18 protein-coding genes are annotated in these 18,736 nt (G+C 69.8%); 9 read left to right on the top strand and 9 right to left on the bottom strand.

Features of this window, described 5'->3' with window-relative positions:
* The first annotated feature begins 219 nt into the window (after positions 1-219).
* Positions 220-1,365 (top strand): LysR substrate-binding domain-containing protein, encoded by a 1,146-nt coding sequence (locus QZ500_RS02340; protein WP_295850287.1) that lies wholly within the window; start codon positions 220-222, stop codon positions 1,363-1,365.
* Here the strand turns inward: QZ500_RS02340 and QZ500_RS02335 are convergent.
* The 3 genes from QZ500_RS02335 to QZ500_RS02325 all read right to left on the bottom strand — a co-directional run bounded on the left by QZ500_RS02335 (position 1,352) and on the right by QZ500_RS02325 (position 4,176).
* Positions 1,352-2,332, bottom strand: a complete 981-nt coding sequence (locus tag QZ500_RS02335; RefSeq protein ID WP_295850284.1) for a tripartite tricarboxylate transporter substrate binding protein — start codon at positions 2,330-2,332, stop codon at positions 1,352-1,354. The genes QZ500_RS02340 and QZ500_RS02335 overlap by 14 nt on opposite strands.
* A gap of 34 nt (positions 2,333-2,366) precedes the next feature.
* Positions 2,367-3,062: an RraA family protein gene (locus tag QZ500_RS02330; protein ID WP_295850282.1), complete on the bottom strand. Its 696-nt coding sequence runs from the start codon at positions 3,060-3,062 to the stop codon at positions 2,367-2,369.
* A 112-nt stretch (positions 3,063-3,174) separates the two neighbouring features.
* The gene (locus QZ500_RS02325; protein ID WP_295850281.1) at positions 3,175-4,176 is read right to left on the bottom strand and encodes a hydroxyacid dehydrogenase; all 1,002 of its coding nucleotides are present in this window, start codon (positions 4,174-4,176) and stop codon (positions 3,175-3,177) included.
* A gap of 138 nt (positions 4,177-4,314) precedes the next feature.
* On the opposite strand from QZ500_RS02325, the gene QZ500_RS02320 reads away from it, so the two are divergent.
* From QZ500_RS02320 to QZ500_RS02300, 5 genes are all read left to right on the top strand, one after another.
* Entirely contained in the window at positions 4,315-5,262 is a 948-nt protein-coding gene (locus tag QZ500_RS02320) for a LysR family transcriptional regulator (RefSeq protein ID WP_295850279.1), read from the top strand.
* Positions 5,263-5,470: 208 nt separating this feature from the next.
* The gene (locus QZ500_RS02315) at positions 5,471-6,514 is read left to right on the top strand and encodes a GGDEF domain-containing protein (protein WP_295850277.1); all 1,044 of its coding nucleotides are present in this window, start codon (positions 5,471-5,473) and stop codon (positions 6,512-6,514) included.
* Positions 6,515-6,786: 272 nt separating this feature from the next.
* Positions 6,787-7,410 (top strand): TRAP transporter small permease, encoded by a 624-nt coding sequence (locus QZ500_RS02310; protein ID WP_295850274.1) that lies wholly within the window; start codon positions 6,787-6,789, stop codon positions 7,408-7,410.
* Between the two features lies 1 nt (position 7,411).
* Positions 7,412-8,677: a TRAP transporter large permease gene (locus tag QZ500_RS02305; RefSeq protein ID WP_295850272.1), complete on the top strand. Its 1,266-nt coding sequence runs from the start codon at positions 7,412-7,414 to the stop codon at positions 8,675-8,677.
* A 75-nt stretch (positions 8,678-8,752) separates the two neighbouring features.
* On the top strand, positions 8,753-9,745 hold the full coding sequence (locus tag QZ500_RS02300; protein ID WP_295850271.1) for a TRAP transporter substrate-binding protein: 993 nt from the start codon (positions 8,753-8,755) through the stop codon (positions 9,743-9,745).
* 54 nt (positions 9,746-9,799) lie between these two features.
* Here QZ500_RS02300 and QZ500_RS02295 read toward each other — a convergent pair whose 3' ends face one another.
* Positions 9,800-10,483 (bottom strand): GntR family transcriptional regulator, encoded by a 684-nt coding sequence (locus QZ500_RS02295; RefSeq protein WP_295850269.1) that lies wholly within the window; start codon positions 10,481-10,483, stop codon positions 9,800-9,802.
* 256 nt (positions 10,484-10,739) lie between these two features.
* On the opposite strand from QZ500_RS02295, the gene QZ500_RS02290 reads away from it, so the two are divergent.
* The gene (locus tag QZ500_RS02290) at positions 10,740-11,684 is read left to right on the top strand and encodes a dihydrodipicolinate synthase family protein (protein WP_295850266.1); all 945 of its coding nucleotides are present in this window, start codon (positions 10,740-10,742) and stop codon (positions 11,682-11,684) included.
* Between the two features lie 22 nt (positions 11,685-11,706).
* On the opposite strand, the gene QZ500_RS02285 is transcribed toward QZ500_RS02290, so the two are convergent.
* From QZ500_RS02285 to QZ500_RS02265, 5 genes are read right to left on the bottom strand one after another with little or no spacing between them, the layout of a single operon-like run.
* Positions 11,707-12,627, bottom strand: coding sequence for an SMP-30/gluconolactonase/LRE family protein (locus QZ500_RS02285; RefSeq protein WP_295850264.1), 921 nt, complete (start codon positions 12,625-12,627; stop codon positions 11,707-11,709).
* A gap of 24 nt (positions 12,628-12,651) precedes the next feature.
* Positions 12,652-13,665 carry a tripartite tricarboxylate transporter substrate binding protein gene (locus tag QZ500_RS02280; RefSeq protein ID WP_295850263.1) on the bottom strand — a complete coding sequence of 338 codons (1,014 nt, stop codon included), beginning with the start codon at positions 13,663-13,665 and terminating at the stop codon, positions 12,652-12,654.
* 14 nt (positions 13,666-13,679) lie between these two features.
* Entirely contained in the window at positions 13,680-14,669 is a 990-nt protein-coding gene (locus QZ500_RS02275; RefSeq protein ID WP_295850262.1) for a tripartite tricarboxylate transporter substrate binding protein, read from the bottom strand.
* Positions 14,666-15,886 (bottom strand): CaiB/BaiF CoA-transferase family protein, encoded by a 1,221-nt coding sequence (locus tag QZ500_RS02270; RefSeq protein ID WP_295850260.1) that lies wholly within the window; start codon positions 15,884-15,886, stop codon positions 14,666-14,668. Before QZ500_RS02270 ends, QZ500_RS02275 begins: the two co-directional genes overlap by 4 nt.
* Positions 15,879-16,811, bottom strand: coding sequence for a hydroxymethylglutaryl-CoA lyase (locus QZ500_RS02265; protein WP_295850258.1), 933 nt, complete (start codon positions 16,809-16,811; stop codon positions 15,879-15,881). The genes QZ500_RS02270 and QZ500_RS02265 overlap by 8 nt, the downstream gene beginning before the upstream one ends.
* An 82-nt stretch (positions 16,812-16,893) precedes the next feature.
* Between QZ500_RS02265 and QZ500_RS02260 the strand changes: the two genes are divergently transcribed.
* Together QZ500_RS02260 and QZ500_RS02255 are read left to right on the top strand one after the other, a co-directional pair.
* Entirely contained in the window at positions 16,894-17,631 is a 738-nt protein-coding gene (locus tag QZ500_RS02260) for an IclR family transcriptional regulator (protein ID WP_295850256.1), read from the top strand.
* A 94-nt stretch (positions 17,632-17,725) separates the two neighbouring features.
* Entirely contained in the window at positions 17,726-18,724 is a 999-nt protein-coding gene (locus QZ500_RS02255) for a tripartite tricarboxylate transporter substrate binding protein (RefSeq protein ID WP_295850254.1), read from the top strand.
* Positions 18,725-18,736 lie beyond the last annotated feature (12 nt).

The raw sequence follows: 18,736 nt of genomic DNA, 5'->3' as shown, positions 1-18,736 counted from the left end.
GGCGCGTTCGACGAAGATTTCCGGCATATCATTCTCTCCCCTTCGTCATCCCGGCGCAGGCCGGGATCCATGGTCACGAAACGCCGCAAAGGGACCGCCACGTCCCATATCCATGGATTCCGGCATTCGCCGGAATGACGATACGGGCGGAACATACCGCCTCGCCTTTCCCGCCGGAACCACCCATAATCGCAGCACAGCCATGCCGGAGAGGAACGAATGCCGCTCGATCCCGACCATGAACTCTTCGCCGCGATCCTCGATACCGGCAGCATCGCCGCCGCCGCCCGCGTGCTGGGCACCTCGCCCGCGATGGTGTCGAAGCGGCTGGCCCGGTTCGAGGCGCGACTGGGCGCGCGGCTGATCGAACGCACCACGCGGCGGCTCCACCCGACCCCGGTCGGGGCGCAGCTGCACGCCGATCTCACGCCGATCCTCTCGGCACTGGCCGCCGCCGAGGCGCGGGTGACCGGGGCCGCCGCAGCGCCCGCCGGACCGCTGCGCATCGCCGCGCCGACCTCGTTCGCGCGGCTGCATATCGCGCCGCATCTGGGCGACTTCCTGCGCGACCATCCGGCGGTCGACCTCGAACTGCTGCTGTCCGACAGCTATGTCGATCTGGCGGCCGAACGGATCGATTGCGCGATCCGCATCACCGCCGATCCGCCCGCCGGCCTGGTCGCCCGCCGGCTGGCGGACAATCGCCGCGTGGTCTGCGCCAGCCCCGCCTATCTCGCTGACCACGGCGTTCCGGCGCATCCCCGGGCGCTGGCCGACCACCGGCTGCTGGCGGCGGACGGACAATTGCCTTGGACGTTGCTGCGCCCCGGCGGGCGCGTGCAGGTGACCGGGCGCAGCCATGTCCGCACCAACTCCAGCGAGATCGTCCGCGAACTGGCGCTGGCCGGGGTCGGCATCGCGCTGCGCTCGCTATGGGATGTCGGGCGGTCACTGGCCGATGGGCGGCTGGTGCGCGTGCTGCCGGCATGGGAGGGGCCGCGCGACCTAGCCATTCACGCCGTCCATGCCGCCGATCCGCGCCCGGCGGTAACCGCATTCGTCGACCACCTCGCCGCGCGCTGGGTGGATGCGCGGGTGCCGCAGTGCGCAGCGCTGGTCGACGTGCCGGGCATCGACGCGATCGTGGCGATGGTCGCCGCCGGCCTCGGCATCTCGGTGCTGCCGCGGCTGCGACCGGAACAGCGCGCGCACTACCCGGTGCGCGTAATCGGCCTCGGCCGCGACGCCCCGCTGCGGCAGATGGTGCTGGTGCGCCGCGCGGCCGATGCGGGCAACCGGCGGATAGACGCGGTGGAGCGGGCGTTGGTCGCGGCGGCCAGCGCGCAGGCGGTCAGTCGAGCTTGATGCCGGCCTCGCGCACCAGCTGGCCCCACTGGCCCAGCTCGGTGCGGATCAGCGATGCGAACTGCTGCGGCGTGCCGGTGGCGGGCACGCTGCCCTCCACCGCCAGCCGGTCCTGCACGTCCTTCGTCGCGAGCAGCTGCACCACCTCGGCGTTCACGCGCTTGACGATGTCGGCCGGCAGTCCGGCGGGGCCGACCAGACCGAGCCAGGTCACCGCGTCGAAGCCGGCATAGCCCTGCTCGGCGACGGTCGGCACGTCGGGCAGCGACGGCAGGCGCCGGGCCGAGGTGACCGCCAGCGCCCGGACCTTGCCGCCCTTGAGCTGCGGCATGATCGACACGCTGCTGCCGAAGTAGACCGCGACCTGCCCGCCGAGCAGGTCGGTCATGGCCGGCGCGGCGCCCTTGTAGGGCACCTGCAGCACCTGGATGCCGGCGCGGCGCGCCAGCATCTCGGCCGCCAGATGGCCGACGGTGCCGTTGCCGGCCTGCGCCACGCCGAGGGCGCCGGGCTGCTTCTTCGCCGCGGCGACGAAGTCGGCCAGGGTGCGCATCGGCGCATCGGCGCGCACCGCCAGGATGATCGGCTGCGCGGCCACCTCGACGATCGGCGTGAAGTCCTTCACCGGATCGAAGGGCATCTTCGGATAGAGCGCCGGGTTGATCGTCAGGTTGCTCGACTGGCCCATGCCGAGCGTGTAGCCGTCGGCCGGCGCCTTGGCGACCGCGTCGAGCCCGATGTTGCCGGCGGCGCCGGGCTTGTTGTCGACCACGATGGTCCAGCCGCGCGCGGCGGTGAGCCGCTCGGCGACCAGCCGCGAGGTGGCGTCGGTACCGCCGCCCGGCGGGAACGGCACCACCAGCCGGATCGGCCGCTGCGGCCAGGCGTCCTGCGCGAGGGCGCTGCGGCCGAAAGCGGCGCCGGCCAGCGCGGCGCCGGCGGTGTGGAGGAAATGGCGTCGTTGCATGGATGTCTCCTGGTGTGGATGCCGGCGCAGCCGTTCAGACCGGCAGGCCCTTGGCGCGCAGCGCGGCGTCGAAGCGCTCGGGGTCGGAGGTGCCGGCGGCGTTGGCGGCGCGGATCGCGGCTTCCTTCTCCAGGTGGGCGCGGGTCTTCCGCAGCACTTCGGCCGCCTCGGCGGCGGGGATCGCGATCACGCCGTCGGCATCGCCCACCACCAGGTCGCCCGGCTGCACCACCAGGCCGGCGCAGGCGACCGGCACGTTGACTTCGCCCGGGCCGTCCTTGCTCGGGCCGCGGTGGGTGTGGCCCTTCGCGAAGATCGGCATGCCGGGCGCGGCCCATTCGGCCACGTCGCGCACCGCGCCGTCAATCACCAGGCCGGCGATCTTCTTCGCAACGCAGGTGGTGCGCATCAGGCCGCCGACCAGCGCCTGCGACACGTCGCCGCCGCCGTCGATCACCAGCACGTCGCCGGGCTGCACCATCATCAGCGCCTTGTGGATCATCAGGTTGTCGCCGGGCCGCACCCGGACGGTGACGGCCGGGCCGCAGAGGACGGCGTTCACGTCTGCGTGGTACTGGCGCAGGCCGACGGTGCCGATGTTGCGGCTCATCGCGTCGCCGATGGCGGCGGCGGGCAGGCCCTGGAAGGCGGCGACGATGTCGGCCGCGGGGCCGGCAGCGCGGGGGTTGATGCGCCAGCCGGGCGGCCAGGATGGGGTGTCTACGGTCATGGTGTCTCCTTCGGGTGAAAAAGCGGGATATCGGGCGACGGCCTCGGCTGTCTTGGTAGCCGCCGCAGTCGTTGGTGCTGTCGCGGTCGTGCGGCGAGGACGTCCGCGGTGGTCAGGCCGTGGCAGCGGTGGCGGCGTGCGCGCCCAGCACCTGCGGGTTGACGCAGGACTGCGCATCCGCCGGCGTGCCCTGCAGCCAGCCGAGCACGTTGCGGGCAGCGCCGGCGGCCATCGCAGCGAGCGCGGCGGGCGTGGAACCGCCGACGTGCGGCGTGAGCACGACGTTGGGCAGCGTGGTGAAGGGATGGCCGGCCGGCAGCGGCTCGACCGCCATCGTGTCCAGGCCGGCAGCGTGGAGGTGCCCGCTCTGCAGCGCCGCGACCAGCGCCGGCTCGTCCACCACCTCGCCGCGCGCGGTGTTGACCAGGATCGCGCCGCGCGGCAGCTGCGCAAGCTGCGCCGCGCCCAGCAGGCCCCGGGTGTGGCGGTTGAGCGGCACATGCAGGCTCAGCACATCCGCCAGCGGCAGCAGCGCCTCGGCGCTCTCGACCAGGCGCACGCCGGCGACCGGCGGCGCGCCGCCGGCCAGCGCCGGATCGAAGGCCGCCACCTGCATGCCGATCGCCTGCGCCGCCACCGCGACCCGCCGGCCGACCTGCCCGAATCCGAGCAGGCCGAGCGTGCGGCCGTGCAGTTCCACCCCGTCCTGCGCGCGGCTCCAGCGACCGTCGTGCAGTTCGCGGTCCATCCAGCCGATGCGGCGGGCAGCGGCGAACATCAGGCCGAGCGTCATCTCGGCCACCGACTGCGCATTGGCGCCGGGCGTCACGTAGACCGGAATGCCGCGCGCGGTGGCGGCGTCCACGTCGATGTTGCTCACCCCGACGCCGTGCTTGGAGATGACCTTCAGCGTCGGGCAGCGGGCGATCGCCGGCGCGGTGAGGTCCACCGTACGCGAGATCACCGCGTCGACGGGCTCGGTGGCCAGCAGATCCGCCACCGCCGCGGCATCGCCGCCCTCGGGCAGGTAGAGCACCCGCGCGCCGGCGGCGGCCAGCAGGTCGCGGCCGGCAGGAGCCAGCCGGGGGGCGGTGACGAGGATGGTGAACGGCATGCGGCAGCAGTGGGGCTGGGGGAAGGGACCGCCGATTCTGGGAGCCGCGTCCGATACCGTCCAATTTAGAATTTTTGCCGACCGAACACTTCTGGCGATCAGTGGCGACGACCGTGCGACTGCTGCGCCGCCCTGCCCATGGATCTGCGCGACCTCAAGTACTTCGTGGCCCTGGCCGAGGCCGGCAGCACCCGGCGCGCGGCCGAGCGAGTGCACCGCAGCCAGCCGGCGCTGGCGAAGGCGATCGACCGGCTCGAAGCCTCGCTGGAGGCGCAGCTGTTCGAGCGCGACGGCCGCGGCCAGCGCCTGTCGGCCGCCGGCGTCGCCCTGCTGGCCCGCGCCATGCCGCTGATCGCCGCCGCCGACGCGGTGCGCCACGACATCGGTGCGCTTGGCCGCGGCACCGCCGGCGTGGTGCGGCTCGGCAGCGGCCCGCTCGGCGCCGAATACCTGCTGCCGCGCATCTGCGGCCTGATGCTGGCCGAGGCGCCCGACGTGCAGCTGCAGCTCACGATCCGCATGAACTACGAGCTGCGCGACTCCCTGCGCGACGGCACGCTCGACCTGGTGCTCGGCTTCGTGCCCGAGCAGGAAGACGAATTCGCCTGCGACACGCTGCTGGAAGACACGGTGGTCGCGGTCGCCGCGCGCGGGCACCCGGTGTTCGCGCAGCGGCGCGTGCGGCTGGAGACGCTCGGCCGCTACCGCTGGGCGCTGCCGAACGCGGCGGTCGCGAGCCGGGTCTGGCTCGACAATGCCTTCGCCGCCCACGGGCTCCCGCCGCCGGTGGCGCAGATCGAGACCAATTCGATCCCGCTGGTGCCCCAGGTGATCGCGCACACCGAACTGCTGAGCTTCGTCTCGCGCCGGACACTGCGGGCCAGCGGCGGCCTGCTGCAGGAGATCCCGCTCGCCGCGACGACACTGGTGCGCAAGTTCGGCCTCACCTATCCGAAGGCACGGGTGCCGTCGCCCGCGGCGGCGCGGCTGGTGGCGCTGCTGCATGCGCACGGACGCAGCCTGTTCGAGGGGCAGGACGTGCCGGAGCGTCGGTCGTCCGGTGCGGCGGGAGATATCGGCACCTGATCGGCCTTTTGCGCCCGTCCAGCAAGCATATGCAGCTATCTTTTCAGGAGCGCTCAGCCAGAACCGCAACGACGGACGGCCGCGCTGCTGACCTGGGCCTCGGCTACGGCATCGCGCATGCAGGGCTCCCTGCGCGGCTCCCTAGAATTTGCCGGCTATGACCTTCTCTGCACCGACGTCAGCACCGCGGCCGGTATCGTCCCCGTCCATGCAGGGCGCTGCCGAGCGCGAGGCCGATTTCCGCACCAAGACGCTGCGCCGCGTGCAGTCGACCGCTCCCGAGATGGGCATCGCCGCCGTGCTGGGGACGCTGCTGTCCATCCTGCTGCGGCTGCTGCTGCCGGCACCCGAATATGTGGGCCTGCGGGTGGCGTTGCTGGCGGCGACCGCCGTGTCCGCCTACCTGATCGTCCGTGCACCGTCGGTGCGCCTCTACGGCTGGGCCTGCATGGCCACCATCGCCACGGTCACCGGCAGCAACTACCTCGGCACACTCGGCACCGACCGGCAGCTGATGTACTTCCTGCCGATCGCGATCATCGTCCTGCTCTCGGCCAGCTTCTTCTGGATCACGGTGGGTCAGTGGTTCGGCGGGGCTGTCGCCTGCTACGGCTTCTTGCTGCCGTTCGTGGGCGATCCGGCGGTCAGCCGTGCGGACGCGGTGTATACCGTGCTGTGCGCGACGGTCTCGCTCGGAGCGGCCTTCGTCACCTACCAGCGCGCCCGCGACTACCAGCGCCGGGCCTTCGACCAAGCCCGGCAGCTGGCGGAGCTGTCGGTCACCGACACGCTGACCGGCGCCCGCAGCCGGGCGGAATTCCTGCAGCAGCTGGACCGCGCCGTCGCGCAGGCGCATGCGACCGCCACGCCCTTGGCCCTGCTGTACATCGACGTCGACCATTTCAAACGGCTCAACGACCTGCACGGGCATGCGGCGGGCGATGCGGTGCTGCGCGGGCTGGCCGACGCCCTGCAGCAGGGCCTGCGCACCACTGATCTCTTCGGACGGTTGGGCGGCGAGGAGTTCTGCATCCTGTTGCCCGGTCAGGGCGAGGCCGATGCCCGGGCGCTGGCGGCACGGCTGCGCGCCCGGCTGGCCGAGGTGCCGCGACCCGACGGACGGCTGACGGTGTCGGCCGGCATCGCGGTGCTGCACCAGGGCGAGGCGGCGGCCCCGCTGCTGCACCGGGCCGACCTCGCGATGCTGCAAGCCAAGCAGGACGGCAGGGACACGGTGCGCGTCGCCGCCTAAGACGCCCGCGCGCGAGGCTGCCGTCGGTGCGCGCACCGGAACAGCGGGTCGCGCACAGGTCCGGTGCGCGCACCTCTTGCCTGCATGTGCACTCCCTGACACAAAACCGGCGCGGCGACCAGTTCGCGTTTACGCCAATGCCTCAGCAGGATACTGTAAATATATTTATAGACCTGGGTCGGCAGGTGGCGCGCCAGCGCCTGGCATCCAAATTGCTTTAGCGGATGCTATAAATATATCGACCATATCTTCAAAACTTCAGTTCAGCCGCCATGGAAGCCTCCGCCCCTCCCCCTCTTGCGCCGCATCCCCTGGTGCGGCTGGTTCTCGACGCTTCCGGTGCGCTGCTGAAGCTCGAGCGCTGGCTGATCACCGGCCTGATGACGCTGCTCACCGCCCTGGTGCTGATCAACGTCGCCACCCGCTACAGCGGCATGCCGCTCTACTGGGTGGACGAGGCGTCGGTCTATGCGGTGGTCTGGCTCACCTTCGTGGGCGCTTCCGCGATGACCCGTCTGCGGATGGACTTCGCGGTGACGATGGTGACCGACAAGCTCGGCCCGCGCAGCGCCCGGGTGGCGAAGCTGGTCGCGACCGGCGGCGTGCTGGCCTTCGCACTCGCGCTGGTGGCGATGTGCTGGATCTGGATGGACCCGGTCGGCATTGCCCGCAAGGGTTTCGATGCCCGGGAATATGCGGCCGAGTCGTTCAACTTCCTCTACACCGAGCGCACGCAGACACTGGAATGGCCGGTCTGGGTCCTCCAGCTGATCATGCCGATCTTCGCGCTGTGCATGAGCCTGCATGCCCTTGCCAACCTGCTGGAAGACCTGCGCCTGGCGCCGCAGCGCAAGCACCCGGCGTTCGACGCCGCCAACCCGGAAGCGGTGAACTGACATGCTGACCTCGCTCTTCTTCGTCGCGATCATGCTGGTTGGCGTGCCGATCGGCCTGTGCCTGTGCCTGTCCGGCATCTTCTATATCTACAGCACCGACAACCCGGTGCTGCTGCAGTCCTATGCCACGCAGATGTTCGCGGGCGTCGACAGCTACGGCCTGATCGCGATCCCGCTGTTCATCCTGATCGGCGAGGTGATGAATAGCGGCGGCATCACCCGCCGCCTGGTCGACCTGTCGATGGCCTTCGTCGGCTCGGTCAAGGGCGGGCTCGCCTACGTCAACATCCTGGCGAACATGCTGGTGTCCTCGATCATCGGGTCGGCCACCGCGCAGGTCGCGATCATGTCGCAGGTGATGGTCCCGGAGATGGAGAAGCAGGGCTACGACAAAACCTTCGCTGCGGGCCTGACGGTCTACGGCGGGATGCTCGGCCCGATCATCCCGCCCTCGGTGATGTTCGTGGTCTACAGCGTGCTGGCGCAGGTGGCGGTCGGCGACATGCTGATCGCGGGCATCCTGCCCGGCATCCTGCTGACGCTGCTGTTCTTCGTGGTGATCGCCTGCATGGGCTTCATCTACCACTACCCGCGCAGCGCCAAACGCACGCTGCGCGAGCGTGCCCGTACCGTGCTGGTGTCGAGCCCGACGCTGCTCATCCCGCTGGTGATCGTCGGTTCGATCCTGACCGGCCTCGCCAACCCGACCGAAGCCGCTGCCGTGGGCGCGGTGAGCGCGGTGCTGGTGGGCCGCTACGTGACCCGCGAGTTCAGCTATTCGAGCCTCGGCGCGATCATGCTGCGCTCGGGCATCTATTCGGCGATCGTGCTGTTCCTGGTGGCCGCCGCGTCGGTCTTCTCGTGGCTGCTGATCTACGGCAAGGTGCCGCAGATGGTCGCGGAATGGATCCAGACCGTGGCCAAGGACCCGATCACCTTCCTGCTGCTGGTCAACGTGATCCTGCTGGTGATCGGCACCGTGATCGACGGCATCCCGGGCCTGATCATGACCGCGCCGATCCTGCTGCCGATCGCCACCGAGATCTACCACATCGATCCGCGCCATTTCGGCGTGGTGATCGTGATCAACCTGGTGCTGGGCCTGATGTCGCCGCCGGTCGGCCTGAGCTTCTTCGTCGCCGCCGCGGTGACCGGCGCCAAGCCCGGGAAGATGTTCATCGTCACCCTGCCCTTCTTCATCATCAGCTGCATCGCGCTGGTGATGCTGTCGCTGTTCCCGAGCCTGTCGCTCGGGCTGCTGAAGTAGTCCGGGCCCCGCGCCCGGCACCTCGATCCATTCCCGTCGTTCCCCTGTCCCACCCCGCCTGCACGGAGCCCTGCCATGCCCCTGAATCGCCGCCATTTCCTCCAGACCTCGGCCGCCGCGGCCGCGCCGCTGGCCTTCGTCACCCCGTCGCGCGCCGCGGCAGCCAAGGAATTCCGCCTCGGCCTGATCACGCCGGCCGGCCATTCGTGGAACCGCGCGGCGCTGCAGTTCGGCAACGAACTCAAGAAGGCGACCGACGGCCGGCTGACCGTCACCGTCTTCCACTCCGGCCAGCTCGGCAACGAGTCGGTGATGATGCAGCAGCTGCAGTCCGGCGCCCTGGACATGGGCTGGATCCAGGCGGCCGAGCTCGGCACCCGGGTGCCCAGCGTCGCGTCGATCAACGCGCCCTACCTGGTGCGCTCCACGCCCGCCGTTGGCAAGCTGGTGAAGACGCCGGCTGCGCTCAAGTTGCTCGACGTGCTGCCGCGCGAAACCGGCTGCATCGGCCTCGGTTGGGGCATCACCGGCATGCGTGTCGTGTTCTCCACCAAGGACATCAAGACGCCGAACGACCTGAAAGGCATGAAGCTGCGCATCAACCCGACGCCGGTGTACCGCGACTTCTACCAGTACTTCGGCGCGGCCCCCACGCCGATCCCGACGCCGGCGGTGTTCGATGCGATGACCAACGGCCAGGTCGACGGGCTGGAAGCCGACGTCGAGTTCTCCTGGAACCAGCGTTTCGACAAGGTCTCGAAGGTCATGATGCCGATGAACGCGCTGTTCATGCCGTTCGCACCGCTCGTCTCGGGCCGCATCTGGCAGACGCTCGACGCCAAGGACCGCGATCTGGTCCGGCGCCTGACCGCCCAGGTGCTCGATGCGCAGATCGCCGACATCGTCATGACCGAAGCCGGTCTGCTGGAGAAGCTGCGCAAGGAGCCGATCGCGATCCGCGAGCTGACCAGCTACGACCCCAAGCCGGCGATCGAGGCGTTCGACAAGATCTGGCTGCCCAAGGCACCGCAGATCGCCGAGCTGCGCGCCGTCGGCGCGACGCTCTGACCGGACCGCCGCCGCCGCATCGCGATGTGCAGCCGCTCCGGGCCCGGCACCCTGTCAGGAATTGATGATGCGGTGGGTGAAGCGCGCCAGATACTGCATCAGCTGCTCGGCGCCCTGCTCGGCCGCGGCGGCGTCGCTGGAGGCGATGGCTTCGGCCATCGCCAGGTGCGCCCGGGCGCCTTCGCCGATCTCGCCTTCGTGCTGGTAGGCGTACCAGAAGCGCCGGCACTGCACCACCAGCGGCAGCACCGCACCGACGGCCGACGCGTTGCCGCAGGCGGCGTGATTGATGTGGTCGAGTTCCTGGTCCGCCTGCATGTAGGCGTCGAGGTTGTCCTTCTCGGCGGCCTTGATCATCTTCTGCGCGGCCGCGACCAGCGCCTTGCGCTGTTCGGGCGTGGCCCGGCGCGCCGAGCTGGCCGCGATCAGGCGCTCCAGCACCCGGCGCGTCTCCACCACGTCGAGGTGATCGGACACGTCGATGCTCGACACCACGAGACCGCGGCGCGGCTGCTGCGCGACCAGGCCGATCGACACCATGCGCATCAGCGCCTCGCGCACCGGCGTGCGGCCCAGCCCGGTCAGCTCGGCGATCTCGGCCTCGACCACCGGCGTGCCCGGGGCGATCTCGAGCCGGGCGATCAGCGACTCGATGCGGTCGTAGGCGATGTCGGCCGCACGGCGCTTGACCGGCGCTTTGGCGGAATGCTTCGAGGCGCGGGTGTTGAGTGCGGGCATGACGGGGTGCGAAAGGGGCCGTTAGGAGCCTTTCAATATATCCGGAATCTATTCCCGACAGGTGCGTGTCGCGACGGGCGAACATCCGCCGAAACCCTCTTGTGCGCCGCCTGAACTTCTCCTATCCTCGCAACAAAACATACCGCAAATATATTTACAGCCTATTTATAAACCGTGTGCGGTGCGCGGCATGCCCCGCGGACGACCGATCCCTCCGCCGTGCGAGCGGCACCTTTTCTTCTTCACAGGACCTTCCATGAACGACTCCATCTTCACCGGCACCATCCCCGCCCTGATGACGCCCTGCACGGCCGACCGCCAGCCCGACTACGACGCCCTCGTGGCCAAGGGCCGCGAGCTGATCGACGCCGGCATGAGCGCCGTCGTGTACTGCGGCTCGATGGGCGACTGGCCGCTGCTGACCCGCGAGCAGCGACAGGAGGGCGTGGCCCGCCTGGTCGCCGCCGGCATCCCCACGATTGTCGGCACCGGTGCGGTGAACTCGGCCGAAGCCGTATCCCATGCCGCCCACGCCGCGCAGGTCGGCGCCCACGGCCTGATGGTCATTCCCCGCGTCCTGTCGCGCGGCTCCTCGGCGACGGCCCAGAAGGCGCATTTCTCGGCGATCCTGGCCGCGGCGCCGCAGCTGCCGGCGGTGATCTACAACAGCCCCTACTACGGTTTCGCGACCCGCGCCGACCTGTTCTTCGAACTGCGCCGCGCCCATCCGAACCTGATCGGCTTCAAGGAGTTCGGCGGTGCCGCCGACCTGCGCTACGCGGCCGAGCACATCACCTCGCAGGACGAGGACGTGACGCTGATGGTCGGGGTGGACACCCAGGTGGTCCACGGCTTCGTGAACTGCGGTGCCACCGGCGCGATCACCGGCATCGGCAACGCGCTGCCGCGCGAAGTGCTGCAGCTGGTGGACCTGAGCAAGAAGGCGGCCCGCGGCGACGCGACCGCCCGGCGCCAGGCCCGCGAACTGGAGTCCGCCCTGGCCGTGCTGTCGTCGTTCGACGAAGGAACCGACCTGGTGCTGTTCTACAAGTACCTGCTGGTGCTCAACGGCCAGACGGAATACACGCTGCATTTCAACGCGACCGACGCGCTGACCGATGCGCAGCGCAAGTACGCCGAGAACCAGTACCACCTGTTCCGCACCTGGTATGCGGACTGGTCGCAGCAGCTGATCGGCTGATCCTCCGCCGCCGCTGGCGCGGTCAGGCGTGCGAATACAGCACCGCTCCCGCGACCGGCAGTTCGGCTTGCAGCAGAGTGCCGGTCTGGGCATCGGTCAGCACCAGTTGCCTTGTGCCGGGACGGAACGCCACGTTGGTGATCGTGTGGCCCGCAGGGCTGCGCACGAAGTGGGTCACCTGCCCGCGCACGTCGAGCAGGAAGGCACCGCCCAGGCTGGCGTGGGCGACCACCAGACCGCCGTCGGCGGTGGCTGCCAGACCATCGGGCCCGCTGGCGCCGAAGAACGTCTGGAACGCGCCCATCTTCGACAGGCTTCCGTCGGTCAGCAGGGGGGCGCGCCAGACCTGATTGGCGCGGGTCAGGGCCACGTAGAGCACCTGCCGGGCCGCATCCAGGGCGATGCCGTTGGGACTGGGACCCTGCCCCAGCAGCAGGTCGAGGCGCCCGTCCGGGCTCCACCGGTAGACCCGGCCCGTCGGGTCGTGCAGCCCGGTCTGGCCCTGGTCGGTGAAATACAGACGCCCCTGCGCGTCGAACACCAGGTCGTTCACGCCCTTGAAGGATTCGCTGTTGCGGTGGCCCACCACCGTCTCGACGGTGCCGCGGACCGGGTCGCAGCGCAGGATGCCGCGCCGGTAGTCGGCGATCCACAGGCTTCCATCCGCATGAAAGGCCAGGCCGTTGGGCCAGCCGTCGGTGTCGGCGATCGGCTTCCACGCACCGTCGCCTTCGATGCGGAAGATGCGGCCATGCGGGATGTCCGTGACATACAGAGCACCGCCCCGGTCGAACGCCGGGCCCTCCAGGAAGCAGTCGACGACCTGTCCCGGCTTGTTGGCGTCGGCCCATGCGCTGCGGCGCGGCAGGCGCAGCGCGTCGTTCATGCGCGACAGCACCTGCGCCTCGATCACGATGGGAGGGGTGAAGCTCAGGTTCCACATCGGGTGGTTGTCCTCGTGCAGTCGTCAGAACCGGCCGGTGGATGACTCGGGCTTCAGGCCGGCGCGCCGGCCCGCCTCCGCCCAAACGGCGACTTCCTTGTTCACGAAATCGCCGAACTGCCGAACCGTCATCGGCCGGTAGGACGCGCCCTGCTGGGCCATGCTCGCCTGCATCGCAGGATCGGTCATCGCCGATGCGACGAGGGCGTGCAGCTTTTCGATCACGGGTGCGGGCGTCCCCTTCGGTGCCGCAAGGCCGAACCAGTTAACGACCTGGTACGACGGCAGCCCTGCCTCTGCGAAGGTAGGCACATCGGGCAGGGCCTGCAGCCGGCGGTCGCCGGTAGTGGCCAGCGCCCGCACCCGGCCGCCCTTGACCTGCGGAATCGCAGTCGGGGCAGCGGTGATCAGCAGATCGATCTGGCCGGCCATCACGTCGGCCATGGCGGCGCCTGCACCCCGGTAGGGAATGTGGGTGATGAAGACCTTGGCGTCGCTCTTGAACACCTCGGCCGACAGATGGGTGGAGCTGGCCGGCCCGCCCGAACCGAAATTCAGCTTGCCGGGGTGGGCCCGGGCATGGGCGACAAGGTCCTGCAGCGTCTTGAAGGGCGACTTCTCGGGCACCACCAGCACCACCGGTGTTTCGATGATGCCGGTGACATGAACCAGATCGCTCCGGTAGTTCCACGGCAGCTTGGCGAACAGCAGCGGCAGCATGGTGTACGTGGTGTCGGTCACCAGGAAGTTGCTGCCGTCGGGCGTGCTGCGCACCACGTCCTGCGTGGCGATGGTGCCGGAGGCGCCGGTCTTGTTCTCGACGAAGAAGCTCTTGCCGGTGGCGTCGGAAAGCTTCTGTGCGATCTGGCGGGCTGCATAGTCGGTGGTGCCGCCGGCCGAATAAGGCACGACCAGTCGTACCGGCTTGTCGGGCCAGGCCGGTGCCTGCGCGAAGGCGCCGGCCGCTGGCAGCGCCAGCAGCACGGCGGCCCCGACGCGGCGGCCGAGAAGAATCGAAATACGGGGTAGGCAGGCCATGGAATGTCTCCTTGTCATTCAAGCGTGATGCGGGCGTCCTGGATGAGCCGCGCCCACTTCTGCTGTTCGTCGCGGATGTACTGTTGCGCCCGTTCGGGCGTACCGCCGAGCGGCACGCTGCCTTCGCTGGCCAGCAATGCAATCGTGGCGGGCTTCGACAAGGCCTTTTCTGCCGCGGCATTGATCGCACGCACCACGGCCGCCGGCGTGCCGGCCGGCGCGACGATCGCCTTCCAGTCCACCGCCTCGAAACCCCGATAACCCGATTCGGCCACGGTGGGCACATCGGGCAGGATCGGCAGCCGCGCCTGCGATGTCACTGCCAGCGCCCGCAGCCGACGGCCCTTGATCATTTCCTGCACCGCCTGCGGCGTGGCGAACATGTAGTCGGTGCTGCCGCCGAGCAGGTCGGTGAGGGCCGGTGCGGCACCCTTGTAAGGTACGTTGAGCACCTGGAATTTCGCGCGGTAGGCGAGCAGCTCGCCGGCCAGATGGCCCACGGTGCCGCTCGCGGCCAGCGCCTGCTTGACGGCGCCGGGTTGCGCCTGCATGGCTTTCACACCGTCGGCCAGTGTTTTCCAGGCGGAGTCCGCGCGCACCACCATCACCACGGGCAAGGACGCCACCAGCACCACCGGCGCGAAGTCTTTCGCCGGGTCGAACGGCATTTTGGGGAGCAGCGCCGGATTGATCGCCAGGTTGGCGGTCTGGCCGAGCGCCAGCGTCAGGCCATCCGGCCGGGCCTTGGCAACGGCATCCAGCCCGATGTTGCCGCCGGCACCGGGGCGGTTCTCGACGATGACGGTCCAGCCGGTCTCGGCGTGGATCTTCTCGGCGATGAAGCGGGCCACGGCATCGGTGCCGCCGCCGGGCGTGTACGGCACGATCAGCCGCAGCGGCCGGCCGTCGGGAAAGGCCGCGGCGCGGGCGTGTGCATGGAGCGCGCCGGTGGCTACGCCCGCGACCGCGGCCAGCGCGCCGCGCCGGGTGATGGAGAAACTCATGCGGTGTCGCCTGCCTGGGTGATCTTTCGGGACTGGAGTGCGCCGATCTCGTCGGCGCTGTAGCCGACCTCGCGCAGCAGCGCCTCGGTGTGCTCGCCCACCCGCGGCGGCTGCTGGCGGATCGCGGGCTGCGCGCCGTCGAGCGTGAACGGCAGCAGCGGCACCCGCGACATGCTGCCGTCGTTCATCCGGATCGGCGCCAGGCCACCGGTCGCATGGAGATGCGGATCGTCGAACAGTTGCTCGGGCCGGGTGATCGGCGCAAACGGCAGGCCCTCGGCCTCGAACACCGCCGCCAGTTCGGCGGCGCTGCGGCCGGCCAGGTGCGAGCGCAACTGCGGCATCAGCCACTCGCGGGCCTGCACCCGGTCGTTGTTGGTGGCGAGACGCGGGTCGGCCAGCAGGTCGGCCAGACCGAAAGCGCGGCAGAAGATCGCCCACTGCTTGTCGCTCACCACCGCCAGGAAGATCTGCTCGCCATCCTTCACGGTGAATACGTCGTAGACCGCCCAGGCGGAGATGCGGCTCGGCATCGGCGCAGCCGCCTTGCCGGTGGCGGCGAACTGCATCATGTGCTGGCCGACCAGGAAGACGTTGTTCTCGAACAGCGAGGCCTGCACCTCGCTGCCCCGGCCGGTCTTCTCGCGCTGTGCCAGGGCCGCCATCGCGCCGATCGCGCCGAACATGCCGCCCATGATGTCGTTGACGCTGGTGCCGGCGCGCAGCGGATCGCCGGGCCGCCCGGTCATGTAGGCCAGGCCGCCCATCATCTGCACCACTTCGTCGAGGGCGGTGCGGTTGTCGTACGGCCCCGGCAGGAAACCCTTGTGGCCGACGTAGATCAGGCGCGGGTTGAGCTTCTGCAGCGTGGCATAGCCCAGGCCGAGCTTGTCCATCACGCCGGACTTGAAGTTCTCGCTCACGATGTCGGCGGTGGCGATCAGCCGCAGCGCGGCTTCCACACCCTCGGGCCGCTTCAGGTCGAGCGCGATGCTCTTCTTGTTGCGGTTGAACATCGGGAAGAAGCCGGCGCCGGAGCCGAGCAGCGTCCGCGTGGTGTCGCCGCCGATCGGCTCGACCTTGATCACCTCGGCGCCCAGGTCCGCCAGCAGCATGCCGCAGGTCGGCCCCATCACCATGTGGGTGAACTCGACGACGCGGATCCCGGCGTAGGGGAGCGACGCGGCGGCGCCGTCGTGCGCAGCGGCTTCAGACATGAGCATCCCCTTGGACGAAACCTTTCGGCAGCCCCGCTTCCGGCGACATGCCGTAGACCGGCTCGCCCGGCAGGCCCGCCTGCAGCGGTGCACGCGCGGCGAACAGCTTTTCCAGATCGATGCCGGTGCGTACGCCCATCGCCTCGAACATGAACACCAGGTCCTCGGTCACCACATTGCCCGAGGCGCCCGGCGCATAGGGGCAACCGCCCAGCCCGCCCAGCGAACTGTCGAAGGTGCGCACGCCCTCCTCCCAGGCCGCGAGGCAGTTGGCCAGCCCCAGGCCGCGGGTGTTGTGCATGTGGGCGGCGCCAGCGTGTTCGCCGATCTCGGCGCGCAGCCGCCGGAACAGCCGGCGCACCTGCGCCGGGTTGGCGTACCCGACCGTGTCGGACAGGCCCGATTCGTCGGCACCGGCCGCGATGCAGTCGGCCGCCAGCCGGATCACGTCGTCTTCCGGCACCAGGCCCTGCAGGGTGCAGCCGAAGGCGGTGGAAATGCCGGCCTCCAGCTTCACGCCGGGCGCCCGCTCGTCGCGCAGCCGGGCGATGGCCCGCACCTCCTCGACCATCTGCTCGCGCGTCTTGCGGACGTTCGCGAGCGAATGGGCAACGCTTGCCGAGACCGGCATCGTCAGCTTGTGCACCCCGGCGGCCAGCGCCGCCTCGGCCCCGCGCAGGTTGGGCACCAGTGCCATCACCATGACGCCGGCGTGGGTGCGCGCATGGCGCACCACCTCAGCCGCGTCGGCCATCTGCGGCAGCAGACGGGCAGGTACGAACGACGCCACCTCGATCTCCTGCACGCCGGCGGCGACCAGCGCATCGATCCAGCGGCATTTATCGGCCGTCGGCATGGTGGCCGCGACCGATTGCAGGCCGTCGCGCGGGCCGACCTCGCTGATAAGTACATCGCTCACTGGCATCAAAGTTCCGTCTTGCAGAATTAAGTTCTTTCTTTCAGAATAATTAAGGTTTTCCTTTCCGCTGTCAACCCGGACCTGCCCGATGCCCCGTAAAGCCCAGACCGAATCCCTGGCCGATACCGATGCCGCCCCCGGCGGCGCGGCCGCTGTCGACCGTGCGCTGTCCCTTCTCGCGGCTTTTCAGCCGGGCGACAAGGCGTTGAGCCTGGCCATCCTGGCCGAGCGCACCCGGCTGTACAAAAGTACCGTCCTGCGGCTGCTGGCATCGCTCGAGCACGGCGGGTTCATCCAGCGGCTGGCCGACCACCGCTATGCGATCGGCCCGGAAATCGCACGTCTCCATGCACTCTATGCGGCGTCGTTCTCGCTGGAATCCGTCGTGGTGCCGGCGCTGCAGGCCCTGGTCGCCGCGACCGGCGAAAGCGCGGCCTACCACGTCCGACAAGGCGACCGCCGGCTCTGCCTCTATCGGGTGGATTCACCCCATCCGGTGCGCGACCACATCCGCGCAGGCGATCTGCTCCCGCTCGACCGCGGCACCGGCGGCCGCATCCTCTGGGCGTTCGCGGGCGAAGGGATGGGGCCGGCACCCGCCACGCCGGAAGACGCCGCCCTGCTCGACACCATCCGTGCCCAGGGCTACTTCGCCACGCTCGGCGACCGGCTGCCAGGCGTCGCCGGCATATCCGCGCCCGTCTTTCGCGCCGACGGCCGTCTGGCGGGCGCAGTGACCTTGACCATGCCGGTGGAGCGCTACCGGCCGGAATACCTCGGTCCGGTCCTCGCAGCTGCTCAGCGCTTGGGCCGACAGGTAGGCTGACGCTATCGAAAACCCTCGGTTGGCTTGCCAAGCGGCGGTACGTCCGTAGAATTTATAGAACGTCGTTCCGTACTACAGAATTCAGGAGACTGCTGTGAATGTTTCTTCTTGGGCGCAAAGTGCATTGCACCGCCGCGCCGTTCTCGCCTTGGGTGCCGCAACATCCTTCGGCCTGCCGGCCTTTGCCCAGTCCGGCGCATGGCCCCAGCGGCCGGTCCGGATCGTGGTGCCGTTTTCCGCCGGCGGCGCGGCCGATACCTCGGCGCGGGCGGTCGGGCAGCGGGTCGGCGACATCCTCGGCCAACCGATGACGATCGAGAACCGGACGGGCGGCAATGCGGTGGTGGCAGCGGGTGCGGTGCTCGGTGCACCGAAGGATGGCTATACCTTCATCTGGGATGCCGCCAACCAGCTGACCAATCCGGTTCTGGTCAAGGATCTGCCCTTCGACTACCGCACCGCGTTCGTGCCGGTGACGATGGCCGTCCGCGCGCCGCAGGCGCTCGTGGTGCGACACGACTTCCCGGCGCAGACCTTCGAGGAATTCCTGACGGTCGCGCGTGCCAAGCCAGGTACGGTGTCCTGCGGCACGCCGCCGTCGGGTGCGATGGGCCATCTGGCCGTAGCCCTGCTGCAGCAGCGGGCGAACATCCGGTTGCTGCACACGCCGTACCGCGGCGGCGCCGATGCGGCGCGCGACGTGATGGGCGGGCAGATCGACTCTGCGCTGATCACCACGTCCACCGCGCGCGGCACGCTGGCGACCGGCAAGACGCGCATGCTTGCCGTGACCAGCGCCTCGCGCCTCGCCGCCTACCCCGACGTGCCGACCATCGCCGAGCGCGGCTTTCCCGGCTACGACATGGACGACTGGTTCGGACTATTCGCCGCTGCCGGCACGCCGGAGGAACCGCTGCGCCGGATGCAGGCCGCCGTCGCCCAGGCGGCACGCGATCCGGGCCTGGCCGCGGCCGTCGCGCCGCAAGGGACGGTGCTCGTGGCCAACGGCTCGCAGGAGTTCGCCCAGTGGCTCGGCCGCCAGCGGGAACTGCTGCAGAAGCTGGTCCGCGACGCCAACATCACCATCGGCTGACGCCGCGACCTT

The organism is uncultured Xylophilus sp. (assembly GCA_913776965.1).
Lineage (GTDB): Bacteria > Pseudomonadota > Gammaproteobacteria > Burkholderiales > Burkholderiaceae_C > Xylophilus.
Note: the sequence above shows the minus strand (reverse complement) of the source record. Positions and strands in the feature narration are given on the sequence as shown.

Bases quoted from the DNA above. Each gene is read 5' to 3' on its own strand.
- QZ500_RS02340 (WP_295850287.1), top strand. From the start codon at position 220: ATGCCGCTCGATCCCGACCATGAACTCTTCGCCGCGATCCTCGATACC.
- QZ500_RS02335 (WP_295850284.1), bottom strand. From the start codon at position 2,332: ATGCAACGACGCCATTTCCTCCACACCGCCGGCGCCGCGCTGGCCGGC.
- QZ500_RS02330 (WP_295850282.1), bottom strand. From the start codon at position 3,062: ATGACCGTAGACACCCCATCCTGGCCGCCCGGCTGGCGCATCAACCCC.
- QZ500_RS02325 (WP_295850281.1), bottom strand. From the start codon at position 4,176: ATGCCGTTCACCATCCTCGTCACCGCCCCCCGGCTGGCTCCTGCCGGC.
- QZ500_RS02320 (WP_295850279.1), top strand. From the start codon at position 4,315: ATGGATCTGCGCGACCTCAAGTACTTCGTGGCCCTGGCCGAGGCCGGC.
- QZ500_RS02315 (WP_295850277.1), top strand. From the start codon at position 5,471: ATGCAGGGCGCTGCCGAGCGCGAGGCCGATTTCCGCACCAAGACGCTG.
- QZ500_RS02310 (WP_295850274.1), top strand. From the start codon at position 6,787: ATGGAAGCCTCCGCCCCTCCCCCTCTTGCGCCGCATCCCCTGGTGCGG.
- QZ500_RS02305 (WP_295850272.1), top strand. From the start codon at position 7,412: ATGCTGACCTCGCTCTTCTTCGTCGCGATCATGCTGGTTGGCGTGCCG.
- QZ500_RS02300 (WP_295850271.1), top strand. From the start codon at position 8,753: ATGCCCCTGAATCGCCGCCATTTCCTCCAGACCTCGGCCGCCGCGGCC.
- QZ500_RS02295 (WP_295850269.1), bottom strand. From the start codon at position 10,483: ATGCCCGCACTCAACACCCGCGCCTCGAAGCATTCCGCCAAAGCGCCG.
- QZ500_RS02290 (WP_295850266.1), top strand. From the start codon at position 10,740: ATGAACGACTCCATCTTCACCGGCACCATCCCCGCCCTGATGACGCCC.
- QZ500_RS02285 (WP_295850264.1), bottom strand. From the start codon at position 12,627: ATGTGGAACCTGAGCTTCACCCCTCCCATCGTGATCGAGGCGCAGGTG.
- QZ500_RS02280 (WP_295850263.1), bottom strand. From the start codon at position 13,665: ATGGCCTGCCTACCCCGTATTTCGATTCTTCTCGGCCGCCGCGTCGGG.
- QZ500_RS02275 (WP_295850262.1), bottom strand. From the start codon at position 14,669: ATGAGTTTCTCCATCACCCGGCGCGGCGCGCTGGCCGCGGTCGCGGGC.
- QZ500_RS02270 (WP_295850260.1), bottom strand. From the start codon at position 15,886: ATGTCTGAAGCCGCTGCGCACGACGGCGCCGCCGCGTCGCTCCCCTAC.
- QZ500_RS02265 (WP_295850258.1), bottom strand. From the start codon at position 16,811: ATGCCAGTGAGCGATGTACTTATCAGCGAGGTCGGCCCGCGCGACGGC.
- QZ500_RS02260 (WP_295850256.1), top strand. From the start codon at position 16,894: ATGCCCCGTAAAGCCCAGACCGAATCCCTGGCCGATACCGATGCCGCC.